The sequence below is a fragment of the Bradyrhizobium sp. WBOS07 genome (assembly GCF_024585165.1).
GTDB lineage: Bacteria > Pseudomonadota > Alphaproteobacteria > Rhizobiales > Xanthobacteraceae > Bradyrhizobium > Bradyrhizobium japonicum_B.
Window position 1 is genome coordinate 662,289 of sequence record NZ_CP029008.1, and the last position, 20,831, is coordinate 683,119.

Here is a 20,831-nt window from a genome sequence, read left to right on the forward strand (position 1 = left end):
TCCCGTGCTCGCTCCCGTGTTCCACGGCAGTCCGCGCATCGTAGCGGCTCGCGGCTTCGGCACAACTCACAAAGAAAGGCGCGGCCGCATCAACCTCGTCATTGCGACCGCAAGGCGACGGTACGGAGCAGCGGCTTTCCTCCATGTTCCATCGCGATCGTCGCGATTGACAGACCATGATGTCTGACTATAGTCAGACATCATGCTAGACCCGATCTCGCGCGTTCGCCGCTTCAACCGCGCCGTCACCTCGGCGGTCGGCGCGCTCGACACCTCCTTCCTGGGCCGCGGCCGGCCGCTCGGCGCGGCGCGCGTGCTCAACGCGATCGGGCATGGGCGTACGGACGTGGCCGAGATCCGCGACTATCTCGGTCTCGATTCCGGATTGATGAGCCGCCTGCTGCGCAGCCTCGAGGACGAAGGGCTGGTCGAGACCGAAGCTCATGAGGACGATGCGCGGCGGCGCGTCGCGACCTTGACCCGCTCGGGCCGGCGCGAGTTCGCGGCCTATGAGGCGCTGTCGAACGCGCAGGCCGAAGGTTTCCTGGCGCAGCATTCGCAACGCGAGGCGCTGCTGGCGGCGATGGACCTCGTCGCCTCCACCCTGACGCGCGAGCGCATCGCGCTGGACGAGATGGATCCGCGATCCGAGGAAGCTCGCCACTGCCTCGGCGAGTATTATGCCGAGCTCGGCCGCCGCTTCAAACACGGCTTTGACGTCTCGCAGTCGCGCGACCCCGACGCCAAGGACATGCGCCGACCGCGTGGCACCTTCATCGTCGCGATGTCGGACACGCTGCCGATCGGCTGCGTGGGCCTGAAGGGAACCGATCACGGCTATGCCGAGATCAAGCGGCTGTGGGTCGCGCCCGCCGCACGCGGATTGCGGCTCGGCCGGCGGCTGATGGAGGCGGTCGAGGATGCCGCGCGCGAGCTCGGCATCGCGTTGCTGCGGCTCGACACCAATAGCGCGCTGCCCGAGGCCGGCCAGCTCTATCGCAGCACGGGCTGGCGCGAGATCCCCCGCTTCAACGACGATCCCTATCCCGACCTGTTCTTCGAAAAGCGGCTCTGAGCTGGACCGGTCGCGATGTCTGGGCGTTAGGGTCGAGGCCGCACGGAGCTTCGATATGACACGAGACGACCTCGCCGAGACTTACCGGGCCTATATCGCCTGCCTGAACCGGCAGGACTGGCCCTCGCTCGGCCGGTTCGTGCATGACGATGTCGTTCACAACGGCCGGCCGCTCGGCCTGTCCGGCTATCGCGCGATGCTGGAGCGGGACTTTCGCGAGATTCCGGATTTGCGTTTTGACATCGCGCTGCTGATGTCGGACCCGCCGAGGATCGCGGCGCGGCTGCAGTTCGACTGCACACCGGTCGGGACGTTCCTGGGACTTGCCGTCAATGGCCGGCGCGTCTCTTTCTGCGAGAATGTGTTCTACGAATTCGGCAATGACCGGATCCAGCAGGTCTGGTCGGTGATCGACAAGGCCGCGATCGAGGCGCAGCTCTGACGCTGCGCCTCGACACCTAAGCTCACGCCGCCGCCGGCGCCGCCTGCCCTTGCGGCTTTGCGAACGGCCTGAACGTCATCGCCATCAGGAAGGCACCGAGGCCCATCGCCCAGGATGCGATGTAGAGCCAAGCGTAGCTGGAGAACGCGTCATAGATCAGGCCGCCGGCGAGCGGGCCGGTCGCCATGCCGAGGCTGCCGGCCATCGCCGTGCCGCCGATCACCGTGCCCATCATCCGAAGCGGAAAGTTCTCGCGGATGAGCACGGCATAGAGCGGCATGGTGCCGGCATAGATGAAGCCGAAGATGGCGCCGACGGCATAGAACGTCGTGAGCTGGTTCGCGAACACATAGGCGAGCGCGCCGAATGCCTGCAGCAGCAGGCCCGACACCAGCACGCGCTTGGCGCCGAAGCGGTCGCCCATCAGGCCGAAGGCGATGCGGCCGCCGAGGCCGGCGAACCCCTCGATGCTGTAGATCGTCACCGCCGCGATCAGCGGGATGCCGCAGCTCACGGCGTAGCTGACGGTGTGGATGATCGGGCCGGAATGGGTGGCGCAGCAGAAGAAATTGGTCGCGAGCAGGACCATGAATTGCGGCGAGCGCAGCGCCTCGCCCACCGACATCTCGTTTTGTCCGGCGGCTTCGCCGGCGGGCGCGGCCGGGCCTTGCGCGAGCGCCGGCGGACGGCGCACCAGGAACGAGACCGGGATCATGATGGCGCCGACCACCAGCGCCACGATCTGCATCGAGGTCCGCCAGTCGTGGCCGGAGATGAGCCAGGCCGCGAACGGCGACATCGTCATCGGCGCCATGCCCATGCCGGCCGAGACCAGCGACACCGCGAGGCTGCGATTTGTGTCGAACCAGCCGGTGACAGCCGCCATCATCGGCGCGAAGATCGCCGCGCAGGCCGCGCCGGTCAGAAGGCCGAACACGATCTGGAACACCAGAAGCGAGGTCGCCTGGCTCGCGGCGAACAGGCTGAGCGTCAGCACGGTCGATCCCGTCAGCACCACCGGCAGCGGACCGAACCGGTCCGACAGCGTGCCCCAGGCCATGCTGGTAAAGGCCATCGCCAGAAAGCCGATCGTCATCGCGCTGGAGATGCCGGTCACCGACCAGCCGGTGTCCTTGGCGATCGGCTGCAGGAACACCGGCAGCGAAAACATGCCGCCGATCGCGACGCAGCCGAGCAGGCCGCCGGCCGCGACGATCACCCAGCGATAGGGGGATTGGGTCATTTGGGTCTCCCGTGAGATCTGTCTGGGGAGAAGACGAATGGGAACCACCTCGGCCGACAATGGAACGACATTTTTGCCGAGGCCTTTGTCATCCGCCAATAGAAATGTCGAAAAACAACCCCATGCACAGTACGCTGCCTCAACGGGATCAAGGACTTGCGAGCCCTGTGCTTTGCGAAACCCAGGGAGCGATTTGACGTGCCGGGCAAAACAGCGCGACGCGCTATTTCCAATCACCCGCTACGGAGACCAGAAAATATCCATGCCAAAGATCGACATCGCCACGGTGCCGGCCCGCAAGGGATCCGGCTACCCCGCCCCCTTCGATGCACCTTGCGCCGAACGTATCCGCAAGCGTCTCGGCGATGCCGGCGGCCTCGGGGATTTCGGGGTCAACCTGATGCGCCTGCCGCCCGGCGGCTGGTCGAGCCAGCGGCACTGGCATTCGCATGAGGACGAGTTCGTCTACATCCTCGAAGGCGAGGTGACGCTGATCGAGGATGGCGGCGAAACCGTGCTGCGCGCGGGCGATTGCGCGGCCTTCCCCAAGGCGAGCGGCAACGGCCATCATATGATCAACAGGTCGAATGCGACGGCGGTCTATCTCGAAATCGGCTCGCGCTCGCAGGAAGATCTCATCACCTGCTCCGACATCGACATGATGAGCCCGGCCTCGGACGGCCGCTTCCTGCACAAGGACGGCACGCCGTATCCAGACAAGTGAACGTCCGCAATAAAACCTCAGAGGGCTGCGCCACGGCGCCCCGTGCTGACGGTGAGCCAGACCGCCGAGACGAGGAAGTAGAGCGCGCCGACCGCGGCATAGCCCGCGACGTTCGCGATCGACGGGATTGCTGGCATGGCGGCCTGAAAGATGAAGAAGCCGCCGGCGAGCGCCGACTGGCCACCGCTGAGCACCATGGCCCATTGCGCGCCGAAACGCTTCCAGCGGCGCACGGCCGTGCCGAGCTGGAGCAATCCGGCCAGGATCGCCCAGGCCCCGAAGATTCCGAGCACCCAGTTCATGCTCACCTGCAAGGCCAGGATGACCGCGATGGTGGTCGCCAGACTGACCAGCACGTTCAGGCCTTGCGTGCGGTTCTGGTTCAAGCCGCCGCTTCGAAGCGCGTCGAAATAGTTGGCGGCGGCGTCCCAGGCCGGATAGGCGACGAGCAACGCCGCTGCGATCGCCGCGGACGTTGGCGCGATCACGAAGGCCGCAATGACCCAGGCGACGGAAAACGCGGCACGCAGGAAGTAGTATTGCTTCAGCCATTGCGCCTGGTCGGCCGCTTCCAAAGCGATCTCACGATTCTTCATATCCTTCTCCTTACCTACTAGTTGGTAGTTTTTGAACGACGCGAAACGCCGATCCGCCCTGAGCAGCATAGGCTTGTGTCGACCTCGTCAGTGCCTGGTGGAAAGCCGGTCCAGCAGCGGCCGGATGATGGTTCCGAACATCTTCGGATCGCCATAAGCGCGCGCCGACAGCATCGCGCCGTGAACGGTCGCCATGAATCCCTCCGCCTCGACCCGCGCTGTGCCGGAGAGATGGAGCCGGCCCTGCCGCTTGCCGCGCTCCATCACCGCAGCCAGCCAGGACGAGAGGGCGCGGAAATGCGCACGGACTTCGAGCGCCACCTCCTCAGGCAGGATCGGAAGCTCGCTGGCCAGGAGCGCACAGACGCAGAAGGGAGCCGTCGCGTCCTTGATGCACGCCTCCCAATACCCAGCGTAGTTTCTGAGCTGCTCGGCGGGATCAGCGACGTTGCGTTCCAGCGCCGACAGTCCCGCCTGGGCCTCCTCGCGATAGCGCGACACGAGGGTGCGGACCAGATCGACCTTGCTGGCGAAATGGTGATGGATGCTGGGTTTGCGGATGCCGACGACATCGGCGATGTCGGCGTAACTGAAGCCGTTATAGCCACCCGCGATGATCAGCGTGCGCGCGCAGGCAAGAATGTCGTCGGCGGTCGAGGAAGTAGGGGTCATGACGTCTAGCTACCTTCCAGTAGGTAGATCGTCAACCTCGGATGCTTCAATGATCCGTGAGCGAGTGGTAGGAGCCTACATGACCATCCGACCGATCGTGCGTTATCCCGACCGCCGGCTCGCGCTGCCTGCCCGCCCCGTCACCACTTTCGACGACGAGCTGCGCGCGCTCGCACATGATTTGCTCGAAACCATGCGCGCCGCGCCCGGCATCGGCATCACCGCGCCGCATATTGGCGTCCCCTTGCGGCTCGTCGTGCTCGAGCTCGGCGACAGCGAGGGCCCGCAGACCTACGTCAATCCGGTCATCGAATGGGCCTCACCCGAGATGATCCTGCACCGCGAGGGCAGCGTCTCGATGCCCGGCGTCAACGACGAGGTGCAGCGCCACGCGCGGGTTCGGATCAGCTATCAGGATCTCGACGGCAACTCTCGAACCGAGGACTCCGAGGGCTTGCGCGCCGTGTGCCATCAGCACGAGATCGACCAGCTCGACGGCATGTTCTGGATTCAGCGGCTGTCGCGGCTGAAGCGGGAGCGGCTGGTGAAGAAGTTCGAGAAGATGGGGCGATCGTAGGGCGGATGAGCGGAGCGTAATCCGCCGATGTGAATTCCCGTAGCCCGGATGGAGCGCAGCGCAATCCGGGACAGACCAACCGGTTCGCGCAACTGCCTGCTTGGGACCACCCCGGATTACGCTGCGCTCCATCCGGGCTACGGCTCTCACGCCCTCTTCCCGCTCCGCTTGGTGATCGGCGCGTTGCGGCGCTCGCGTTTGCCGCGCGCGATCTCGGTCGCCAGCGCATCGAGCTTCGGCTCCCAGAAGTTCCGGAACTGATCGATCCACGCATCCACCGCGCGCAGCCCGGCAATGTCGACCGAGTAGAGGCGCCTTTGCGCCTCGGCGCGAACGATCGCAAAGCCGCTTTCGCGCAGCACCTTGAGGTGCTGCGAGACGGCCGCCTGGGTGATGCCGAACTCGGCGCCGATCACTGCGACGACCTCGCCGGACGCCATTTCGTTCTGGCCGAGCAGCTCGAGGATGCGGCGGCGCACGGGATCGGCGAGGACCTCGAAGACGTGCATCAGCTTCCCGTGCCGGGATGGGCGATGTCCGGCGGCATCTCGCCGCGATAGAACGCGATGGTGCGGTCCGAGCGCTGCTTCGCATCGTCCGGATCGACACCGCTTGCGACATGCGCCGCACGCCAGGCCTCGCCGCTGGTCGTCATGAAGTCCTTGCCCTCCGGCGAGCCCATCCACGCCTCCGCCGTCTCATGATCGACCGATGCCCCGGTCACAAGATATCGCTCCAGCCCCGCGAGCGCGAGATCCCAGCCGACCCCGACCGCACCCGGGCCAAACTGATTCCAATGATCCTCGATGATCGCGGTGTGCTCAAGCGTCAAACGCGCCTGCTGCCGCTCCGCCGCCAGCCTGACGTCGATCCAGCTCGTCGCGCCGCCGAACTCCCATGACGCGGCGAAATGGGTCGGCGGCGTACAGGACGTGATGGTGCCGCCAGCATTGCCCTTGACCTGATAGCGTCCGCCGAGCCGGAGGTCGCCCTCGACCGGCGCGAACCAGCGCGGAATGCGCTCCTTGCTCGTCACGGCGTCCCAGAGATCGTCGACGCTGGTGTCGTAAAGCCGCGTCAGGGTCACGACGCTCGCCGGTCTCCCATCCTTGTCGAAATTCTTCACTGAACGTGTCACGAGCCCGAGGACCCTGGCGACGTCGATCTCCATCTGCGCTTCTCCGTCTCGCTTCCTGCGAGGCAGGGAATATCAATCAGCACTAATATAAGTCAATCCTTATATTCCGAGACCCGCTGCGTCAAACCGCCTCGCGAGCCGACGCGAAACCAAACAACCTGCCCGGGCGTCTATCGATGCCCTCTCCACCAAACCCTCTGCAACGGACGGAACTCATGAAAGTTCGCAAATTCGCCATCACCGATGCCTCGCTCGAACGCTCGCCGGGACAGGACGGCGATATCTTCGCCGGCAATGTGATCGACCAGCGTCACGGCGGGCCGATCACGATCGGCTACGGCCGCTACGCCCCGAACCAGAGCCTCGACGAGACGCTCGCGGTCGACGATGTCATGCTCGTCCTGGAAGGAAAGCTCTCGGTTGCGAGCAATGGCAACACCGTCACCGCCGGTCCCGGCGAGATCGTCTACATGCCGAAGGGCGAGAAGGTCACTATCCGCTCGCACGAGCAAGGCGCCCTCACCGCCTACGTCACCTACCCGCATTGGCAGGAGGCGCGTGAGTGAGGCGCGAGCGCGCGACGCCCTACCCGCCCGCCATCAGCGCCTTCGCCAGCGCCATGTAGGCCGGCAGCGTCACCGGATCGTTGGCGGCGTTACCGGCCATCGGATGCGAGGCGTAGCGCGCGATCACCATCTCGGCCTTGGGATCGATGTAGATGCCCTGGCCGTAGACGCCGCGCGCCATGTAGGCGCCGTGCGCGTTGTGCGTGACCCACCACTGGTTGCGATAGGACGCGCCGGGCAGCGTGGTGTAGCCGGCCGGCTTGAACTTATCAGGATCGCCGCCGCGCGCGATGTCCTCGACCACTTGCGACGGCACGATCTGGCGGCCGTTGAAGCGGCCGTGATTGCGCATGGTCTCGCCGAAGCGGGCGAGATCGCGCAGCGTCGTGGAGAGACCGCCGCCGCCGCTCTCGGTGCCGATGCGGTCGACGTGATAATGCGCGTCCTCCTCCGCGCCCATCGGCTGCCAGATCCGCTCGGACAAGAGCTCGGACAGCGTCAGGCCGCTGACGCGCCGGATGATCCACGCCAGCACGTCGGTGTTGACGGTCTTGTAGGCGAAGGCCTTGCCGTGCTCGCCCTGCTTCTTCTGCGCGATCAGGAAATCGAAAATGGTGGTCGGGCCGTCATAGTCCGGCGGGATCGGCGCCATGCCGTTGGCGCGCCGAAGGGCCCACACGTCCGAGTTCTTGTCGGTGTAGATTTCGGTGTAGGCGAGCCCCGTGGTCATATCCATGACCTCGTGCACACGCGCATCGCCGAACCCGCTGGCCTTCAGCTCCGGCACATAGTCCGTCACGAGCGCCTGCGGATCGATCCTGCCCTCGGCGGCCAGAATGCCGGCGAGCACGCCGGTGAACGACTTCGTCACGGACATTCCGATATGCGGCTTGTGCGGCTTCAAGGCGCCGAAATAGCGCTCATAGATCAGCCTGCCCCGGTGCAGCACGGCGATGCCGTCGGTATACGTCTCCTCCAGCATTTTTGCGAAGGTCATGGGCCGCCCGTCCATCGTGATGGAAGGCACCGCGCCGATATCGTGATCTTCGCGTGGCAACACCGATGCAGGTCCTGCCCCGCGCCAGACATTCACGGTGGGCACCAGCTGGCGGATGTTGCTCCAGGCCCAGCGCAATTCGGGGAAGCTGCGGAATGAGCCGTCCTGGAAGGTGATGGTGCGGTCGGGGGACGGCGGAAAGCCCCGCATCCAGCCGAGGGCTTCGGGATCGGTCTCAGCGGCAGCGGGCTGCTGGCTGGCGGCAGTCGCGACGGACATGAAGCGGGCTCCTTGAAGACGACGCGGATGTCGTATCACGGGAGCACAGGCCGGGGCATCCGACGTTTATGCCGGGTAGCTACGCATAGTCGGGATGACGTGGCCAATCACTGGCCAAGCGTGCACGCGAGCGCCTCGCGGCGCCGCGCTATGCCGAAAGAGGAGCGACAGCCCTGCCGATCCTGCGCGCTCCGGACGCCTCATCCCGTCCTGAGCAACCACCGGATCGGCAATGCGATCACGAGAAGCGTCGTGACACCTGCGGCCCACAGCGTCACGAACCATAGCAGTTGCCTCCAGGTCCGGGATGCGCGCTGCATCAGTGATAGCCCTCGCCGTGACGGACCTTGCCGCGGAAGATCCAGTAGACGTAGCCCGTGTAGACAAGGATCACCGGCACCAGCACCGCTGCGCCGACGAGCAGGAACAACTGGCTGCTGGGATGCGTGGCCGCCTGCCAGATCGTGACGGAAGGCGGCACGATCATCGGCCACATGCTGATCCCCAGCCCGGCATAGGACAACAGGAAAAAGCCCAGCGCGCACAGGAACGGCATCCCGTCCTCACCCTTTGCGAGCGCGCGGTGAAAGCGCCATGCCAGCAGAGCCAGAAGGACCGGCACAGGCGCTGCGTAAAGCATGTTGGGCAGCGTCAGCCATCGCTCGCGAAAGGCCGCGCTTTGGATGACCATCATCAAGGATATGACGGCGATGAAGCCGAGCGTCGCAAAGCCGAGAACGCGTGCATAGTTGCGGCAGCGTGCCTGAAGGGCGCCGTCCGTCTTCCAGATCAGCCAGCACGCGCCGAGCAGGCCGTAACCGACAACCAGGGCAACTCCGGTCAGCACCGAGAAAGGAGTGAGCCAATCCCACCAACCGCCGGCGTAGGCACGCCCCTCCACGCGAATGCCCTGCACGATGGCGCCGAGGCAGACGCCTTGCAGGAAGGCCGCGGCAAAGCTGCCCCACGAGAATGCGCGGTCCCACCAGGTCTCACCGGCGGATGTCCGCGCCCGAAACCGCATCTCGAAGGCGACGCCGCGAAACACCAAGGCGAGCAGCATCAGAATGAGCGGCATGTAAAGCGCGGGAAAGATCGTGGCGTAGGCCAGCGGAAACACCGCGAACAATCCGCCGCCGCCCAGCACGAGCCAGGTTTCGTTGCCGTCCCAGACCGGCGCCACGGAATTGACCATGACGTCGCGCTCGGCTCTTGCCGCCTCGGCCGGAAACAGGATGCCGACGCCAAGGTCGAAGCCGTCCATCACCACGTAGAGCAACACGGCCGTGGCGATCAACAGCGCCCAAATCAGTGTGAGGTCGATGCTCATGGCCTGATCCCCGCCTGCCTTGGTTCTGCTCCGTGCGTCTCGCGATTGACAAGCCCTGGCGCCGGCGTGATGCCGGCCGTGCGCACCGGCTGACCTTGCGGCGGTCCGTGCTCGCCGGCTTCAGGCGCCTGGCGGAAGAGGTGAAACAGATACGCGATGCCGGCGCCGAACACGACGAAATACACCACGACGAATGCAGCGAGCGACGCGGCCACCGCCGGCGCGGCGATCGGCGCGACGCTATCGGCCGTCCGCAGCAATCCATAAACCGTGAAAGGCTGTCGGCCAGCCTCTGTCACGGTCCATCCGGCGGTCACCGCGACGAGCCCGGACGGTCCCATCGCCACCGCAAAGCGGTGCAGCCATGGCGAGTCATAGAGATTGTCGCGCCAACGCAGGATGAGCGAGGCCACGCCCAGCGCGATCATCAGCATGCCCAGACCGACCATGATGCGGAACGCCCAGAACACGAGCGGAATATTGGTGGGCCAAGTGTCCTTCGGAAACGCCTTCAGCCCCTTGACCTCTCCATCGAGGCTGTGCGTGAGGTAGAGACTCGCGAAGCCGGGAATGGCAATCTGGCCGCGGGTCACGCCGGCATCGGCATCCGGCATGCCGAACAGGATGGAAGGCGCGCGGCGCTCGGTCTCGAAATGACCTTCCATGGCGGCGACCTTGGTAGGCTGGTGGTGATACGAATTCACGCCGTGCAGATCCCCGATCAGGAGCTGCATCGGCGCCACGATCGCGGCCATCCACATCGCCATCGAAAACATGATGCGGGCGCGCTCGTTCATCCTGTCCCGCAGGAGATGCCAGGCGCCGACCGCGCCCACGATCATCGCGGTCGTCAGGTAAGCCGCCGTCACCGTATGGGCGAACCGATAGGGGAATGACGGGTTGAAGATGATCGCGAGCCAGCTCTCGGGAATGAACTGGCCGTCCGCCCCCGTGGCATGTCCCGTCGGCGTCTGCATCCAGGAATTCGCCGCCAGAATCCAGAAGGCCGAGAGCAAGGTGCCGCCCGCGACGAAACAGGTCGCGACGAAATGCAGGCGTGGGCCGACGCGGCCAAGGCCAAACAGCATCACCCCAAGGAAGCCGGCCTCGAGAAAGAATGCCGTCAGCACTTCGTAGCCAAGGAGCGGCCCGAGCACCGGCGATGTCTTGTCGGCAAACACCGACCAGTTGGTGCCGAACTGGTACGACATGACGATCCCCGACACGACGCCCATGGCGAAAGCGACAGCGAAGATCTTCAGCCAATAGCGATAGGTATCGAGATAGGCGCCGCGGTCCGTCCACAGCCACAGGCCTTCGAGCACGGCAAGATAGCTCGCCAATCCGATGGTGAAGGCGGGAAACAGGAAGTGCCAGACTACCGTGAAGGCGAACTGGAAGCGCGCAAGATCCAACGCGCTGGGCAGTAAATCGGACATAGCTCCGCCCCCGACATCAATTGCGGCCCGCAGGTAACGCTTTCAACCTGCGCGGGTTCCAGCTGCCTCGATCATGTCGAGGGCTTCAGGCATTCTGCAGGCACTGTCCTTGAAGGGTATCGTCGGCACATGACGGTCTCAATAGGCCTGAATGTCCTACCCTCGCACGCTCTGCAGCGGGCGAGCGCCGTGCCATGCGGCGCATATCACCGTGAACGCCGCAGATGCTCGACCAGCGCGCGCAGCTTGGGCGCAAGATTGCGCCGGCTCGGATAGTAGAGATAAAAGCCGGCAAAGTAGGGACAATAGTCTTCCAGGATCGGTACGAGTTCGCCCCGGGCGAACCAGGGGCAGAAGCTTTCCTCCATGCCGAACGTGATGCCGGCGCCCGCGACGGCGAGCTTGATCATCAGCGCCATGTCGTTGGTCGTGATCTCCGGGGCTACATCGACGCTGAACTCGCGCCCCCGCTCCGAAAATTCCCAGCGATAGGGCGCCACCTTCGGTGCGGGCCGCCAACCGATGCAACGGTGCGCGGCCAGTTCGCGCGGATGCACGGGCGTGCCGAACTTGTCGCGATAGCCCGGCGAGCAGACCGCGAGCTGCCGCTCGTCCCCCGCCACCGAAACCGCGATCATGTCCTGCTCGATCGCTTCGCCCAGCCGCACGCCCGCGTCATAACCCTGGGCAAAGATGTCGAAGTCCTCGCCGGTCACGGTGACGTCGATCTGAATCTCAGGATTGGCTTCGGCGAAGCTCGCCAGGAACGGTCCCGCCAGGAAGCGTTCGGCGATCGACGAGACGGCCAGCCGCAACTGCCCGCGCGGGCGACCGCCCAGACTGCCTGCCGCCTCAACGGCCGCGTGCATGTCGGCGATCGCGGGCGCCGTTTGCGCATAGAGGTGCTCGCCCGCCTCGGTCAGGCTGACGCTGCGCGTCGTCCGCCGGACAAGCGCAGTGCCCAGCGTCTCCTCGAGCCGCTGAATGGCTTGGCTGACCGCGGAACGCGTCACCCCCATCCGGTCCGCGGCAGCGCGAAAGCTGCGCTCCTCGGCCACCAGCGCGAACACAGCGAGAGCGTTGAGATCGGGCTGCATTGGTTAGATCAACTTTCCAAGCTGTCAATGAATGGAGGACTTATCGCGACAATAGGGCGAGTTCATATTGCTCGCAATCGCAGCGGAGTGTTGCGACGGAAGGGAGACACAGCATGGATAAGGTGGTCCTCGTCACCGGCGCCTCGAGCGGTATCGGTGCGGGCATTGCCCGCGAACTCGGCGCCGCCGGCGCGAAGTTGATGCTCGGCGCCCGCCGCACCGACCGGCTTGAAGCGCTTGCCGAAGAAATAAGGTTGGCGGACGGCGCGGTGCGCATCCGGCGCCTCGACGTGACCGATCGCGCCGACGTCGCGGCATTTGCCGAGGCCGCGCGCGGGGAATTCGGCCGTGTCGACGTCATCATCAACAATGCCGGCGTCATGCCGCTGTCACTCATGGCCTCGCTCAAGGTCGACGAATGGGACCGGATGGTCGACGTCAACATCAAGGGCGTGCTCTACGGCATCGCCGCGGTGCTCCCGGAGATGACGGCGCGCGGCTCCGGCCACATCATCAACATCGCCTCGATCGGCGCGCTGAGCGTCTCGCCCACCGCCGCCGTCTATTGCGCGACCAAATATGCGGTGCGCGCGATCTCGGACGGCCTGCGGCAGGAGAACGACAAGATCCGGGTGACCTGCATCCATCCAGGCGTGGTCGAAAGCGAGCTGGCCGACACGATCACCGACCCGGTGGCCGCCGAAGCGATGGTGACCTACCGCGCTATCGCCCTGAGGCCGGACGCGATTGCCCGCGCCGTGCGCTACGCGATCGAGCAGCCGGACGATGTCGATGTCAGCGAGATCGTCGTCCGACCGACAGCAAGCGTCTGAGGAGGGAGCGATGGGAACCCGGCTTCGCTGCATCGCAGCCGCACTGCTCCTGCCTGTCGTGCTCCAGACGGCCGTCCATGCGCAAACCGCGGAAGAGAGGCAGGCGCGGGGCGACGCTGTCGTCCGACGGCTCAACAACGGCCAGTCGCAGCCGGTGCTCGACGGCATGCGGCAGGAGTTCCCGTTCCTCGCCGAGGCGACGCAGGGCTATGCGCTCGGCGACGTCTGGTCGCGGCCGCAGCTCGACAACCGGACACGCCAGCTCGCAACCGTCGCCGTATTCGCGGCAATGGGCGAGCCCGCCTTCCTCAAGGTTCACGCGGGCTATGCCCTGAACCTCGGCGCGAGCGAGGAGGAACTCAAGGAGATCGTCTACCTGACGACGGTCACCGCCGGCTTCCCGCGCGCGATCGCCGCTTCGCAAGCTTTGTCGGAGCTATTTGCGGAAAGGCGGGCGGCGCAGATACGGAGGTAGCCTCAGCTGTTCGAGGGGCGTGCGAATACCGCGGCATCGGCAAGCGCACGTCCCGGGGCGAGCCTGCGGCGTCGCGGCTCGGCCTGATCGCATCTATCGCGTCAGATGCCGCGATAGACAACCGAATGCTGCTCCCCTCATCCTACGCCGACGCCGGTCTCTTCTCGCTGGGCGGCGGAGCTTCCGCGTCGGCGTCTGGATCGCGTCCCTGGCTCCTGTCGAGCAGTCGCATGACTGGCGTGACCGTCAGCCCGTGAAGCAGAATCGAGAACAGCGCGACGAGGCCAACGATCGCCCACAGCCGCTCGCCGACCGTCAGCTCCATATGGTTGAGCCCATAGGCCAGATAGTAGAACGAGCCCACACCTCGGATTCCGAAGAAGGCCAGCGTCATCTTCTCCGAGAAGCGAGCCTTGAATCCAGCCAGCGCGATCAGCCCGCCGATCGGCCGGATGATGAGCAGGATCGCCAACGCGGCCGCCACGTCCACCAAATGAAGCGGGCGGAGCAAACCGCTGACCAGCGCTCCCCCGAACAACAGCAGCAGGACCATCATGGCCAGGCGCTCCACCTGCTCGGTGATGTCGTGCATTTGCCGGTTGAATTCGTGATCGCGGTGCGATCGCCGTAGCGTCAGCGCGGTGACGAAGACGGCGAGGAAACCGTAGCAATGGATCAGCTCGGTGACACCGTAAGAAACGAATGTGGCGGCGATCGCGATGAGACCGTCTCCCGTCTTCGCCAGCTTCGTGTCGGCGGGGACGTGGAACGTGAGCCAGCCGAACAGCCGGCCGATGAGCCAGCCACCGATCAGGCCGGCGCCAATCTCCCACAGCACGTTGTGGAGCAGCCACTTCCCCGCCCATGGCTCCCCCGTCGTCGCCGCCAGGCCGAGGGCGATCGCAAGATGCACGAACGGAAAGGCGAAGCCGTCGTTCAAACCGGCCTCGGACGTGAGGCCGAAGCGAACCTCATCCTCTTCGCCGGTCTTCGGAGGCCCGACCTGAACGTCGGACGCCAGCACCGGATCGGTCGGCGCCAGGCTTGCCGCCAACAGCAGCGCCGCGATCCAGGACAGGCCCAGCATCCACCCGCCCAAGGCCGTGATTGCCAGGATTCCGATGGGCATCGTGATCGCCAGCAGCCGCCAGGTGACGCTCCACTTGCGCCAACTGAACGGGCGATCGAGCTTCAAGCCGGCCCCCATCAGTGCGATGATCACGACGAACTCGGTGAAACGCTCGGTGATCTCGGGATAATCGAGCGGCAATGGCCGCAGCGTGACCGCCGGCAGCGAAAAGATCGCAGCACCGATCCCAATGCAGACGATCGGCAGAGACAGCGGCAGCCGCTTCAGGGCGAGCGGCAGCCACGCGACGAGCGCGATCAGCAGACCCGCTCCCGTCAGGATCAGGATGTATGGTTCTGGGGCAAAGGAGGAGTCCTGCACCGTGCTTCAACGCCGCAAAGCTGAGAACGGTTCACACGCGGACGATGATTCTGCGGGCTGTCGACACTATTAATTCGGCAATCCATGAATGACCATGGTCGAGCCAACTGCCCGGCGAAGCACTGTCATATCTTCCGGATCGACACGACGATCTCGACTCTCATCCGGCTGGCCGGCTCTACAGGGGCCAAAACCGCCCATACGGACGGCTCCAGCGTGCGGACAATCCTTGATCAACCACTCAGTTCGACCCGCCAGGCACTTCGCCACGCAGGATGGTTTTCATCGCCTTGCCCTTGGCGAGTTCATCGATCAGCTTGTCGAGATAGCGGATTTCCCGCATGAGCGGTTCTTCGATGGTCTCGACGCGGACGCCGCAGATCATGCCCGTGATGAGCGAACGCGAGGCATTCATCCGAGGGGCGTGAGCGAAGAAATCTTCAAAGGAGGTTTTCTTCGCGAGTTCCTTGTCCAGTGTTTTCTGCGTGTGTCCGGTCAGCCAGCAGATGATCGCGTCGACCTCCGCCTTCGTGCGGCCCTTCTTCTCCGCCTTCGCAACATAGTGCGGATAGACGCTCGCAAAACTCATTGTGTAGATCTTGTGCGCCATCCGTCCTCGAAGTGTTTGCCCCTACTCCCACTCGATTGTTCAAAGCGACCGTAAGACGCTGACTGGTAACGACAAGTCGGCGGCGTTGGCGGCCAAATGCCGCTAACCGGTCTGTAAAAGACCAGAGCTCCTGAATCCACAGACAAATTTGCTCGCTTTGGAGCGTCGATGGTTTCAGCAAGGATCGACGTCGATTGACTGAGCCAACTTGAGCAGGCGCGCGCTGGTCCCTGTCAGTGCCCTGCTTTGCAATACCGTCGATGTGGCGGGCCGACAAGCAACAACGCAACGCGGACGACGCCCTGGCCGTTCCTCTATAAGGCAGCAGCATTTGCAGTTGCGCGAGCTTGCCGCCCGCCCAGCGAACATGCTGCGCGCCAGATCGGGCCCGTAGGATCGATCGCTGCAAGTCACGAGCGCAGCCGCGATGGCACGATAGGCACAGCATCTTCACCGGAGCGTACGATTCTCGAGCTGGCACGCGAGCCATAGATCAGGGAACCATATCTGTGGTGGTCGGTTGGATTGCGGTTAGGCTGGCCCTGCAGAGCAGCCCATACGCCGGCGTGAGTTAGTGCCGAGCATCCGTCGGGAGACAATCCCATGATGGAACACGCAGTCAACAATCTCTTGTTAGCACTGCTGCCGCCAACAGATTTTGCTTTGCTTGCGCCTCATCTGCGTAGTGTCGTGATCCAACGCGATTCCGTGCTCGTCCGATCGGGCGATCGGATCGAACATCTCTTTTTTCCGCTCACCGGCGCGATCGCCGCTATCACGGGGTTGCCGAACGGGCAGACCGTCGCCACGGCGATCATCGGGCACGAGGGGGCTGTGGGTTTGACGGCATCGTTAGGCGCGTCCGCCTCACCTGCGACGGCGGTCGTTCGCATACCAGGGACCGCGCTGCAGATCTCTCGCGCACAATTTCTGGCAGCGCAACATCGCAGCCCTGCAATCGCATCCATGGTGCAGGTCTTCACGATGTCGTTGCTGACGCAACTCCAGCACGTAGCGGCATGCAATGCACTGCATTCCGTCGAAGCCCGCCTGGCGCGCTGGCTGCTTCACATTAACGATCGAGCGAATGGCGGCGAACTGCTCCCGCTGACCCAGGAAACCTTGTCGGAATTGCTGGGCGTCCGCCGCACCACAGTCACACATGTCGTGAGCACAATGCGCGCATCGCAAGCACTGAAATCCAATCGGCGCGGCCAGCTCGAGATTGATCGGCCACGGCTCGAAGCGTTGGCATGCGAGTGCTACAAAGTCATGAGCTGCGAAATTGATCGAATAGTTTCACGGGGCGCGATTGGACCGGTTCATGGGACGCGGGGTGCCGTCCACTTGCCTGGCAGCCGAAGAGCCGGCACAAGCTCATAGAGCCCGTTTGCCTATAGGCATCAAGCCCCTCATTCATTCGCCTTGCGGCGCTCGTTACAATAACCGGCCTTATTGCGACCAAGCAGCGCGGGCACGAGCTTTGCCTCTGCGAAGCTACGACGACCGCTCGCGGTCCGGGCTGGAATACGCAACCTGCCCACCTTCCGCAGCTCGCGCTGGCGATTCTCCTCTCGACTCACCCATTCTCTGAGCTCCTCAAGCTCCGCGAGTTCGGTGACAAGCGCTTCGAGACGCTGTCGAAGCAGAGCCCGGGGATCGCCGGCTTGAACGGGGCTATTCATGACGCGCCTCCTGATCGAGCTCTTAGAACTCGCCTACTTTCGAGAGTCGGGAAAAATATGCAATCCTCGGAAAACTGCACTAACATTTGTCATATTGCGCTCGTGAGGCTGCGGCGGTGCATCGAGAGGCCGCTTCGCTGTCAGTATGCTTGCGTCCGGCGCGCCGGCGCCAAGGGCCCAGCATTGCCTCGCCGTCCAGCCGCCCACGGAGGTGCGTACCGTTGACAACGCTCCTACCGGCCCGTTTCGGTTACGATGGAAATCCGAGTACTAGCTCCGGGGCAGTCCGCCTTGCGCCTTTCCTCGTTCTCTTCGTCGGCGCAATCGACCCCGCCATCAGCGGTTGGAATTCCGGAACCGCCGCCGGTTGCGAAAGGCCCTTTGCCTCCACCACCGGATCCGCCGCCACCGGATCCGCCGCCGCCACCGGATGCGCCATCCTTGCGAGATGTCCCTCCGGCGCGAGACGATCCAGTAGAGGGACCGCCCGACGCTCCGCCACCTCCCGATGACCCGCCGCTGGAACTCCCCGACCCCGCCGCGGACGGCCGATCATTATCGAAGACCGACGGCCCCCGGTCGTTCTGTGTCACTCCACGCAGTCCGCCCGAACTTGCAATGGCTCTGGAGGTCAGAGATGTGGATAGAAGAAGGGTCATTACTGGGGGTGTCACGGCCGCAAATCTTCCGCAGGTTTTCAAAAACGCCCGCCGGTCGTCGTCTTCGGTGCCGTTCCGGGTCACGATACGCACTCCTCGATTTAAATATTTCAATCAAGGCTATTATATATTAAATAACTTTTCAACCAGGAATTTCTTACCCCGAATGGCGCCGCCGAACGTGCGCAGTCGTACGATCGTCGGCAATTTTCGGGCTCGCCGCTTCCACTTTCCGACGCCCCCTGTCGCTCCCGCGCCATTTCGAACTGCTCTCGCAATTTAATATTGCTATTATCAATTTAATGCGATTCAATACAGATGCGATATTTGACTATGTTGGATCATTGCGATGCCACTGCAATTCCATCGGTCCCTGGGCGACATGGAAATCTGGAGCGCGAGCAGCGACGGCTTCTCGTTCGTCATCAGTTTCGGAAGCCCCGGAGGTCCCGGCTTTCACGGCCGCACCGGCTACTTGGCAAGCTGGCGCCCGCTCTACAAGAACCAAGCTGCAATCAAGATTGGCGGCTCGCCGTTTCGAACGCTAGCCGAGGCCGAAGGGGCCTGCCGCACCGCAATTGGGCATCTGGCACCGCGATAAGCCCGCCGCTTTGCTCACGCTCCGGACCGCAAGGCACCCCCGTTAGTCCTCGACCGGATCCTGCTGCAACAGAGCACGAGGATTGAGCTCACCTGACGCTGCGTGCGGCTCGCTCCGCGAAATCGCCAATGCAGCGAGCAGTGTACGGTTGCTCACATCCAGCTTCTGGAAAATGTGATGGAGGTGGACCTTGATCGTCCCGTCGACAAGATTCAGCCGACGCCCAATTGCTTTATTCGATAGACCCTCCGACACGAGCCGCACGATCTGACGCTCCCGGCCCGTGAGTAGCGTCAGGGCCTGATCACCGGCGCGGCGCTCCTCGCTGGCCTGCTCGGCGCTCGGCGAGACCGCTGCTTGGTCCTGCATAGCCTCCCGCAGGGTCGCGACCAGCATCTCCGGATCCGCGTCTTTCGGAAGGACGATGCAGGCGCCGTCCAGGGCAAGCCTTTGTAAGTCACGGTCGCCCGTGGTAACGGCGAAGAAGATGATCGGCAGGCCCGGGCGCACAGCGCTCGCGGGAGCGAGGATCTGCTGCGGACTGACGTCGGGCAGCGCAGCGTCGACAAGCGCGATGTCCGGCACAAGAGATCGGATGGCCTCGATGCAGCTCGCACCATCGCTGCAAGACGCGACGACCGTGAAATCACGGTGCATCGCAAGAACGCTCTTGATGCCTTGCAAGACGATCGGATGTCGATCCGCAATGACAATTCTGATGCGGCGCATGTTGCCCCTGCCTATTGCTGATAACCCCCCGTGCAGCCGTTTATTCCAACACTCTGTTCGCGAGGATAGCCAGTCCGCTCGACCGTAACGCCGCGCCGTCAAGTCTTGGCCTGCCCGGCAACATCTATGGCGCGCCACCGTAACTTGCGCAGCGAATGCGCGCAGCACCGTAAGAATGCGGTGCTTTCCGCAAAACTTCGGCCCTTAAATCTCGAACGTAAGGACCGCGTCCTCGACAACTTAGGGCAGAATGGACCGGGAAATTCTCTCAGAAATGTCGTCGGCGCGCCGGTTGGTTGCCTGGCATTATGGTCAACACCCAATTAACTTCGTTGGCGTCGTTATTACGAATGATATATTGGGGCCTTCACGATTCAAATCTAACATTCGACGAAGTTTTAGCGAAAGCGAGGCCTTCGAAGGCCTCGCCTCTGAAAGGGAGAAAAGTAATACTATTCATCAAAACAGAGCCGGGCAAGTAATTGCGAAAATGCTACTGCGTCTTTTCGCGGCTCGCCCCAGCACTGATGAAAGCTGCTCACCCCACGTTGGAGCTGCATTTCCTCAATTCAGCACCTTCAATGGGCGGGTCGCAGGGGCATCGTCGACAATGAGTAGGTGTTCACATGTATTCTTCGGCCGTTTTGCGTCAAACTCATCAAGCCCTGATCATTCAATTCACTGAATTGCAGAACCTACGTAGTCGCGTCTCGATGGCCGAGCAGCGGTTGCTCGCGCCCAGGCGGCGATCCCAGAGGCGGGCGCTTGGAAGGCGATTGCGCATTCGAAGGCACGGGCCCGGCCGGTAACTCCCACCGCCACCTTGAAATCGGCACGGGCGCGCGCAAGTGGATCGCGCTTGCCGGACCCCCGCTGGACCTGATAATCCCCCTCTGTTTCGGTTCGGGGGTATTGGGGGACGGCTTCCATGGAGAACGACGACTGGGCGTCCATGACCACAGCCGAGTTGTGGCGACTTTACGATGAGGTCACGACTGTTCTTGGCCGCAGGATGACCGCGGAGAAAGCCAAACTCGAAGAACGGCTTCGCAGGATTGAGGGGACGGCCGCTGCGGCCCAGAACGAGGAACGTTCTCGCCGCCCCTACCCCCCAGTGCTGCCGAAATACCAGAACCCGAAGAATCCCTCGGAAACATGGTCGGGTCGCGGTAAGCAGCCCCGATGGCTGAAGGCTCAGCTTCGAGCCGGTAAGAAGCTGCATGATCTCCTGATCGATCGCTCGTCCGCACAAAGGCGCCGCCGGACCGGTTGAGCCCGGCCCCGCTGCGGCAGCCTACGCAGCCGCGGCTGCCTATTGCACCGCAGAATTACCGGTTGTGATCTTCTTTCCCGTTGGGGCTGCCGTCACCGCCGCCATTGCCGAAGCCATTGTTGCCCCGCACAATGCGACCGCCTGAACTGGCTATCGCAGCCGAGGTCAGCGAGGTGGAAAGCAACAGCGTCACGGCGGGAGGGGTCACGGCGGCAAACTTGCCGCAGCTCTTCAGGAATTCACGACGATCGTCGCCTTCTGCATCGAGATGAGTCATGAGCTCGTCCTACTCCAATCCCAGCCCCATTCAAGATAGACCGCGGCTCACCAGCGGGCAAATT

The 20,831-nt window shown here is 63.8% G+C and carries 24 protein-coding genes and 1 pseudogene; 10 read left to right on the forward strand and 15 right to left on the reverse strand.

Going from position 1 to position 20,831, the window contains the following annotated elements; translation table 11 throughout:
• Positions 1–202: 202 nt before the first annotated feature.
• Together DCM79_RS03175 and DCM79_RS03180 are read left to right on the forward strand one after the other, a co-directional pair.
• Positions 203–1,075 carry a bifunctional helix-turn-helix transcriptional regulator/GNAT family N-acetyltransferase gene (locus tag DCM79_RS03175; protein ID WP_257178595.1) on the forward strand — a complete coding sequence of 291 codons (873 nt, stop codon included), beginning with the start codon at positions 203–205 and terminating at the stop codon, positions 1,073–1,075.
• 55 nt (positions 1,076–1,130) lie between these two features.
• Complete coding sequence (locus tag DCM79_RS03180; RefSeq protein ID WP_257178596.1) at positions 1,131–1,517, forward strand: ester cyclase; 387 nt, start codon at positions 1,131–1,133, stop codon at positions 1,515–1,517.
• Between the two features lie 22 nt (positions 1,518–1,539).
• Here DCM79_RS03180 and DCM79_RS03185 read toward each other — a convergent pair whose 3' ends face one another.
• Positions 1,540–2,760, reverse strand: coding sequence for an MFS transporter (locus tag DCM79_RS03185; RefSeq protein ID WP_257178597.1), 1,221 nt, complete (start codon positions 2,758–2,760; stop codon positions 1,540–1,542).
• Between the two features lie 262 nt (positions 2,761–3,022).
• Here DCM79_RS03185 and DCM79_RS03190 point away from each other — a divergent pair, with 262 nt between their 5' ends.
• A complete protein-coding gene (locus DCM79_RS03190; RefSeq protein ID WP_257178598.1) occupies positions 3,023–3,484 on the forward strand; it encodes a cupin domain-containing protein in 462 nt (153 codons plus the stop codon).
• 17 nt (positions 3,485–3,501) lie between these two features.
• Here DCM79_RS03190 and DCM79_RS03195 read toward each other — a convergent pair whose 3' ends face one another.
• A complete protein-coding gene (locus tag DCM79_RS03195) occupies positions 3,502–4,080 on the reverse strand; it encodes a DUF308 domain-containing protein (RefSeq protein ID WP_257178599.1) in 579 nt (192 codons plus the stop codon).
• Positions 4,081–4,167: 87 nt separating this feature from the next.
• A complete protein-coding gene (locus DCM79_RS03200) occupies positions 4,168–4,752 on the reverse strand; it encodes a TetR/AcrR family transcriptional regulator (protein ID WP_257178600.1) in 585 nt (194 codons plus the stop codon).
• Between the two features lie 79 nt (positions 4,753–4,831).
• Between DCM79_RS03200 and DCM79_RS03205 the strand changes: the two genes are divergently transcribed.
• Entirely contained in the window at positions 4,832–5,329 is a 498-nt protein-coding gene (locus tag DCM79_RS03205; protein ID WP_257178601.1) for a peptide deformylase, read from the forward strand.
• A 146-nt stretch (positions 5,330–5,475) separates the two neighbouring features.
• Here the strand turns inward: DCM79_RS03205 and DCM79_RS03210 are convergent, their stop codons facing one another.
• Positions 5,476–5,838, reverse strand: coding sequence for a helix-turn-helix transcriptional regulator (locus DCM79_RS03210; protein WP_257178602.1), 363 nt, complete (start codon positions 5,836–5,838; stop codon positions 5,476–5,478).
• Entirely contained in the window at positions 5,838–6,500 is a 663-nt protein-coding gene (locus tag DCM79_RS03215) for an SRPBCC family protein (protein WP_257178603.1), read from the reverse strand. Before DCM79_RS03215 ends, DCM79_RS03210 begins: the two co-directional genes overlap by 1 nt.
• Before the next feature lie 182 nt (positions 6,501–6,682).
• Between DCM79_RS03215 and DCM79_RS03220 the strand changes: the two genes are divergently transcribed.
• Positions 6,683–7,033, forward strand: coding sequence for an AraC family ligand binding domain-containing protein (locus tag DCM79_RS03220; protein WP_257178604.1), 351 nt, complete (start codon positions 6,683–6,685; stop codon positions 7,031–7,033).
• A 19-nt stretch (positions 7,034–7,052) separates the two neighbouring features.
• Here the strand turns inward: DCM79_RS03220 and DCM79_RS03225 are convergent, their stop codons facing one another.
• From DCM79_RS03225 to DCM79_RS03240, 4 genes are all read right to left on the reverse strand, one after another.
• A complete protein-coding gene (locus DCM79_RS03225) occupies positions 7,053–8,309 on the reverse strand; it encodes a serine hydrolase (protein WP_257178605.1) in 1,257 nt (418 codons plus the stop codon).
• 319 nt (positions 8,310–8,628) lie between these two features.
• On the reverse strand, positions 8,629–9,639 hold the full coding sequence (cydB, locus tag DCM79_RS03230; protein ID WP_257178606.1) for a cytochrome d ubiquinol oxidase subunit II: 1,011 nt from the start codon (positions 9,637–9,639) through the stop codon (positions 8,629–8,631).
• On the reverse strand, positions 9,636–11,078 hold the full coding sequence (locus DCM79_RS03235; protein ID WP_257178607.1) for a cytochrome ubiquinol oxidase subunit I: 1,443 nt from the start codon (positions 11,076–11,078) through the stop codon (positions 9,636–9,638). Before DCM79_RS03235 ends, cydB begins: the two co-directional genes overlap by 4 nt.
• Before the next feature lie 206 nt (positions 11,079–11,284).
• On the reverse strand, positions 11,285–12,175 hold the full coding sequence (locus tag DCM79_RS03240) for a LysR family transcriptional regulator (RefSeq protein WP_257178608.1): 891 nt from the start codon (positions 12,173–12,175) through the stop codon (positions 11,285–11,287).
• Between the two features lie 113 nt (positions 12,176–12,288).
• Here DCM79_RS03240 and DCM79_RS03245 point away from each other — a divergent pair, with 113 nt between their 5' ends.
• Together DCM79_RS03245 and DCM79_RS03250 are read left to right on the forward strand one after the other, a co-directional pair.
• Entirely contained in the window at positions 12,289–13,008 is a 720-nt protein-coding gene (locus DCM79_RS03245) for an SDR family oxidoreductase (protein WP_257178609.1), read from the forward strand.
• Positions 13,009–13,018: 10 nt separating this feature from the next.
• A complete protein-coding gene (locus DCM79_RS03250) occupies positions 13,019–13,483 on the forward strand; it encodes a carboxymuconolactone decarboxylase family protein (RefSeq protein WP_257178610.1) in 465 nt (154 codons plus the stop codon).
• A 142-nt stretch (positions 13,484–13,625) separates the two neighbouring features.
• Here the strand turns inward: DCM79_RS03250 and DCM79_RS03255 are convergent, their stop codons facing one another.
• Together DCM79_RS03255 and DCM79_RS03260 are read right to left on the reverse strand one after the other, a co-directional pair.
• Entirely contained in the window at positions 13,626–14,933 is a 1,308-nt protein-coding gene (locus DCM79_RS03255; RefSeq protein WP_257178611.1) for a sodium:proton antiporter, read from the reverse strand.
• Positions 14,934–15,174: 241 nt separating this feature from the next.
• A complete protein-coding gene (locus DCM79_RS03260) occupies positions 15,175–15,543 on the reverse strand; it encodes a DUF2200 domain-containing protein (RefSeq protein ID WP_257178612.1) in 369 nt (122 codons plus the stop codon).
• 603 nt (positions 15,544–16,146) lie between these two features.
• Here DCM79_RS03260 and DCM79_RS03265 point away from each other — a divergent pair.
• Positions 16,147–16,926, forward strand: a complete 780-nt coding sequence (locus DCM79_RS03265) for a Crp/Fnr family transcriptional regulator (RefSeq protein ID WP_257178613.1) — start codon at positions 16,147–16,149, stop codon at positions 16,924–16,926.
• A gap of 29 nt (positions 16,927–16,955) precedes the next feature.
• Here the strand turns inward: DCM79_RS03265 and DCM79_RS03270 are convergent, their stop codons facing one another.
• Both DCM79_RS03270 and DCM79_RS03275 read right to left on the reverse strand, forming a co-directional pair.
• The gene (locus DCM79_RS03270; protein ID WP_257178614.1) at positions 16,956–17,228 is read right to left on the reverse strand and encodes a hypothetical protein; all 273 of its coding nucleotides are present in this window, start codon (positions 17,226–17,228) and stop codon (positions 16,956–16,958) included.
• Between the two features lie 380 nt (positions 17,229–17,608).
• Positions 17,609–17,887, reverse strand: a pseudogene (locus tag DCM79_RS03275) (hypothetical protein); the annotation flags it as partial.
• 349 nt (positions 17,888–18,236) lie between these two features.
• Here DCM79_RS03275 and DCM79_RS03280 point away from each other — a divergent pair.
• Positions 18,237–18,488, forward strand: coding sequence for a hypothetical protein (locus DCM79_RS03280; protein ID WP_257178615.1), 252 nt, complete (start codon positions 18,237–18,239; stop codon positions 18,486–18,488).
• Between the two features lie 42 nt (positions 18,489–18,530).
• Here DCM79_RS03280 and DCM79_RS03285 read toward each other — a convergent pair whose 3' ends face one another.
• A complete protein-coding gene (locus DCM79_RS03285) occupies positions 18,531–19,217 on the reverse strand; it encodes a response regulator transcription factor (protein ID WP_257178616.1) in 687 nt (228 codons plus the stop codon).
• A 928-nt stretch (positions 19,218–20,145) separates the two neighbouring features.
• On the opposite strand from DCM79_RS03285, the gene DCM79_RS03290 reads away from it, so the two are divergent.
• Positions 20,146–20,490, forward strand: a complete 345-nt coding sequence (locus DCM79_RS03290; protein WP_211417469.1) for an H-NS family nucleoid-associated regulatory protein — start codon at positions 20,146–20,148, stop codon at positions 20,488–20,490.
• Positions 20,491–20,545: 55 nt separating this feature from the next.
• Here DCM79_RS03290 and DCM79_RS03295 read toward each other — a convergent pair whose 3' ends face one another.
• Positions 20,546–20,767 carry a hypothetical protein gene (locus DCM79_RS03295; RefSeq protein ID WP_257178617.1) on the reverse strand — a complete coding sequence of 74 codons (222 nt, stop codon included), beginning with the start codon at positions 20,765–20,767 and terminating at the stop codon, positions 20,546–20,548.
• Between the last annotated feature and the right edge of the window lie 64 nt (positions 20,768–20,831).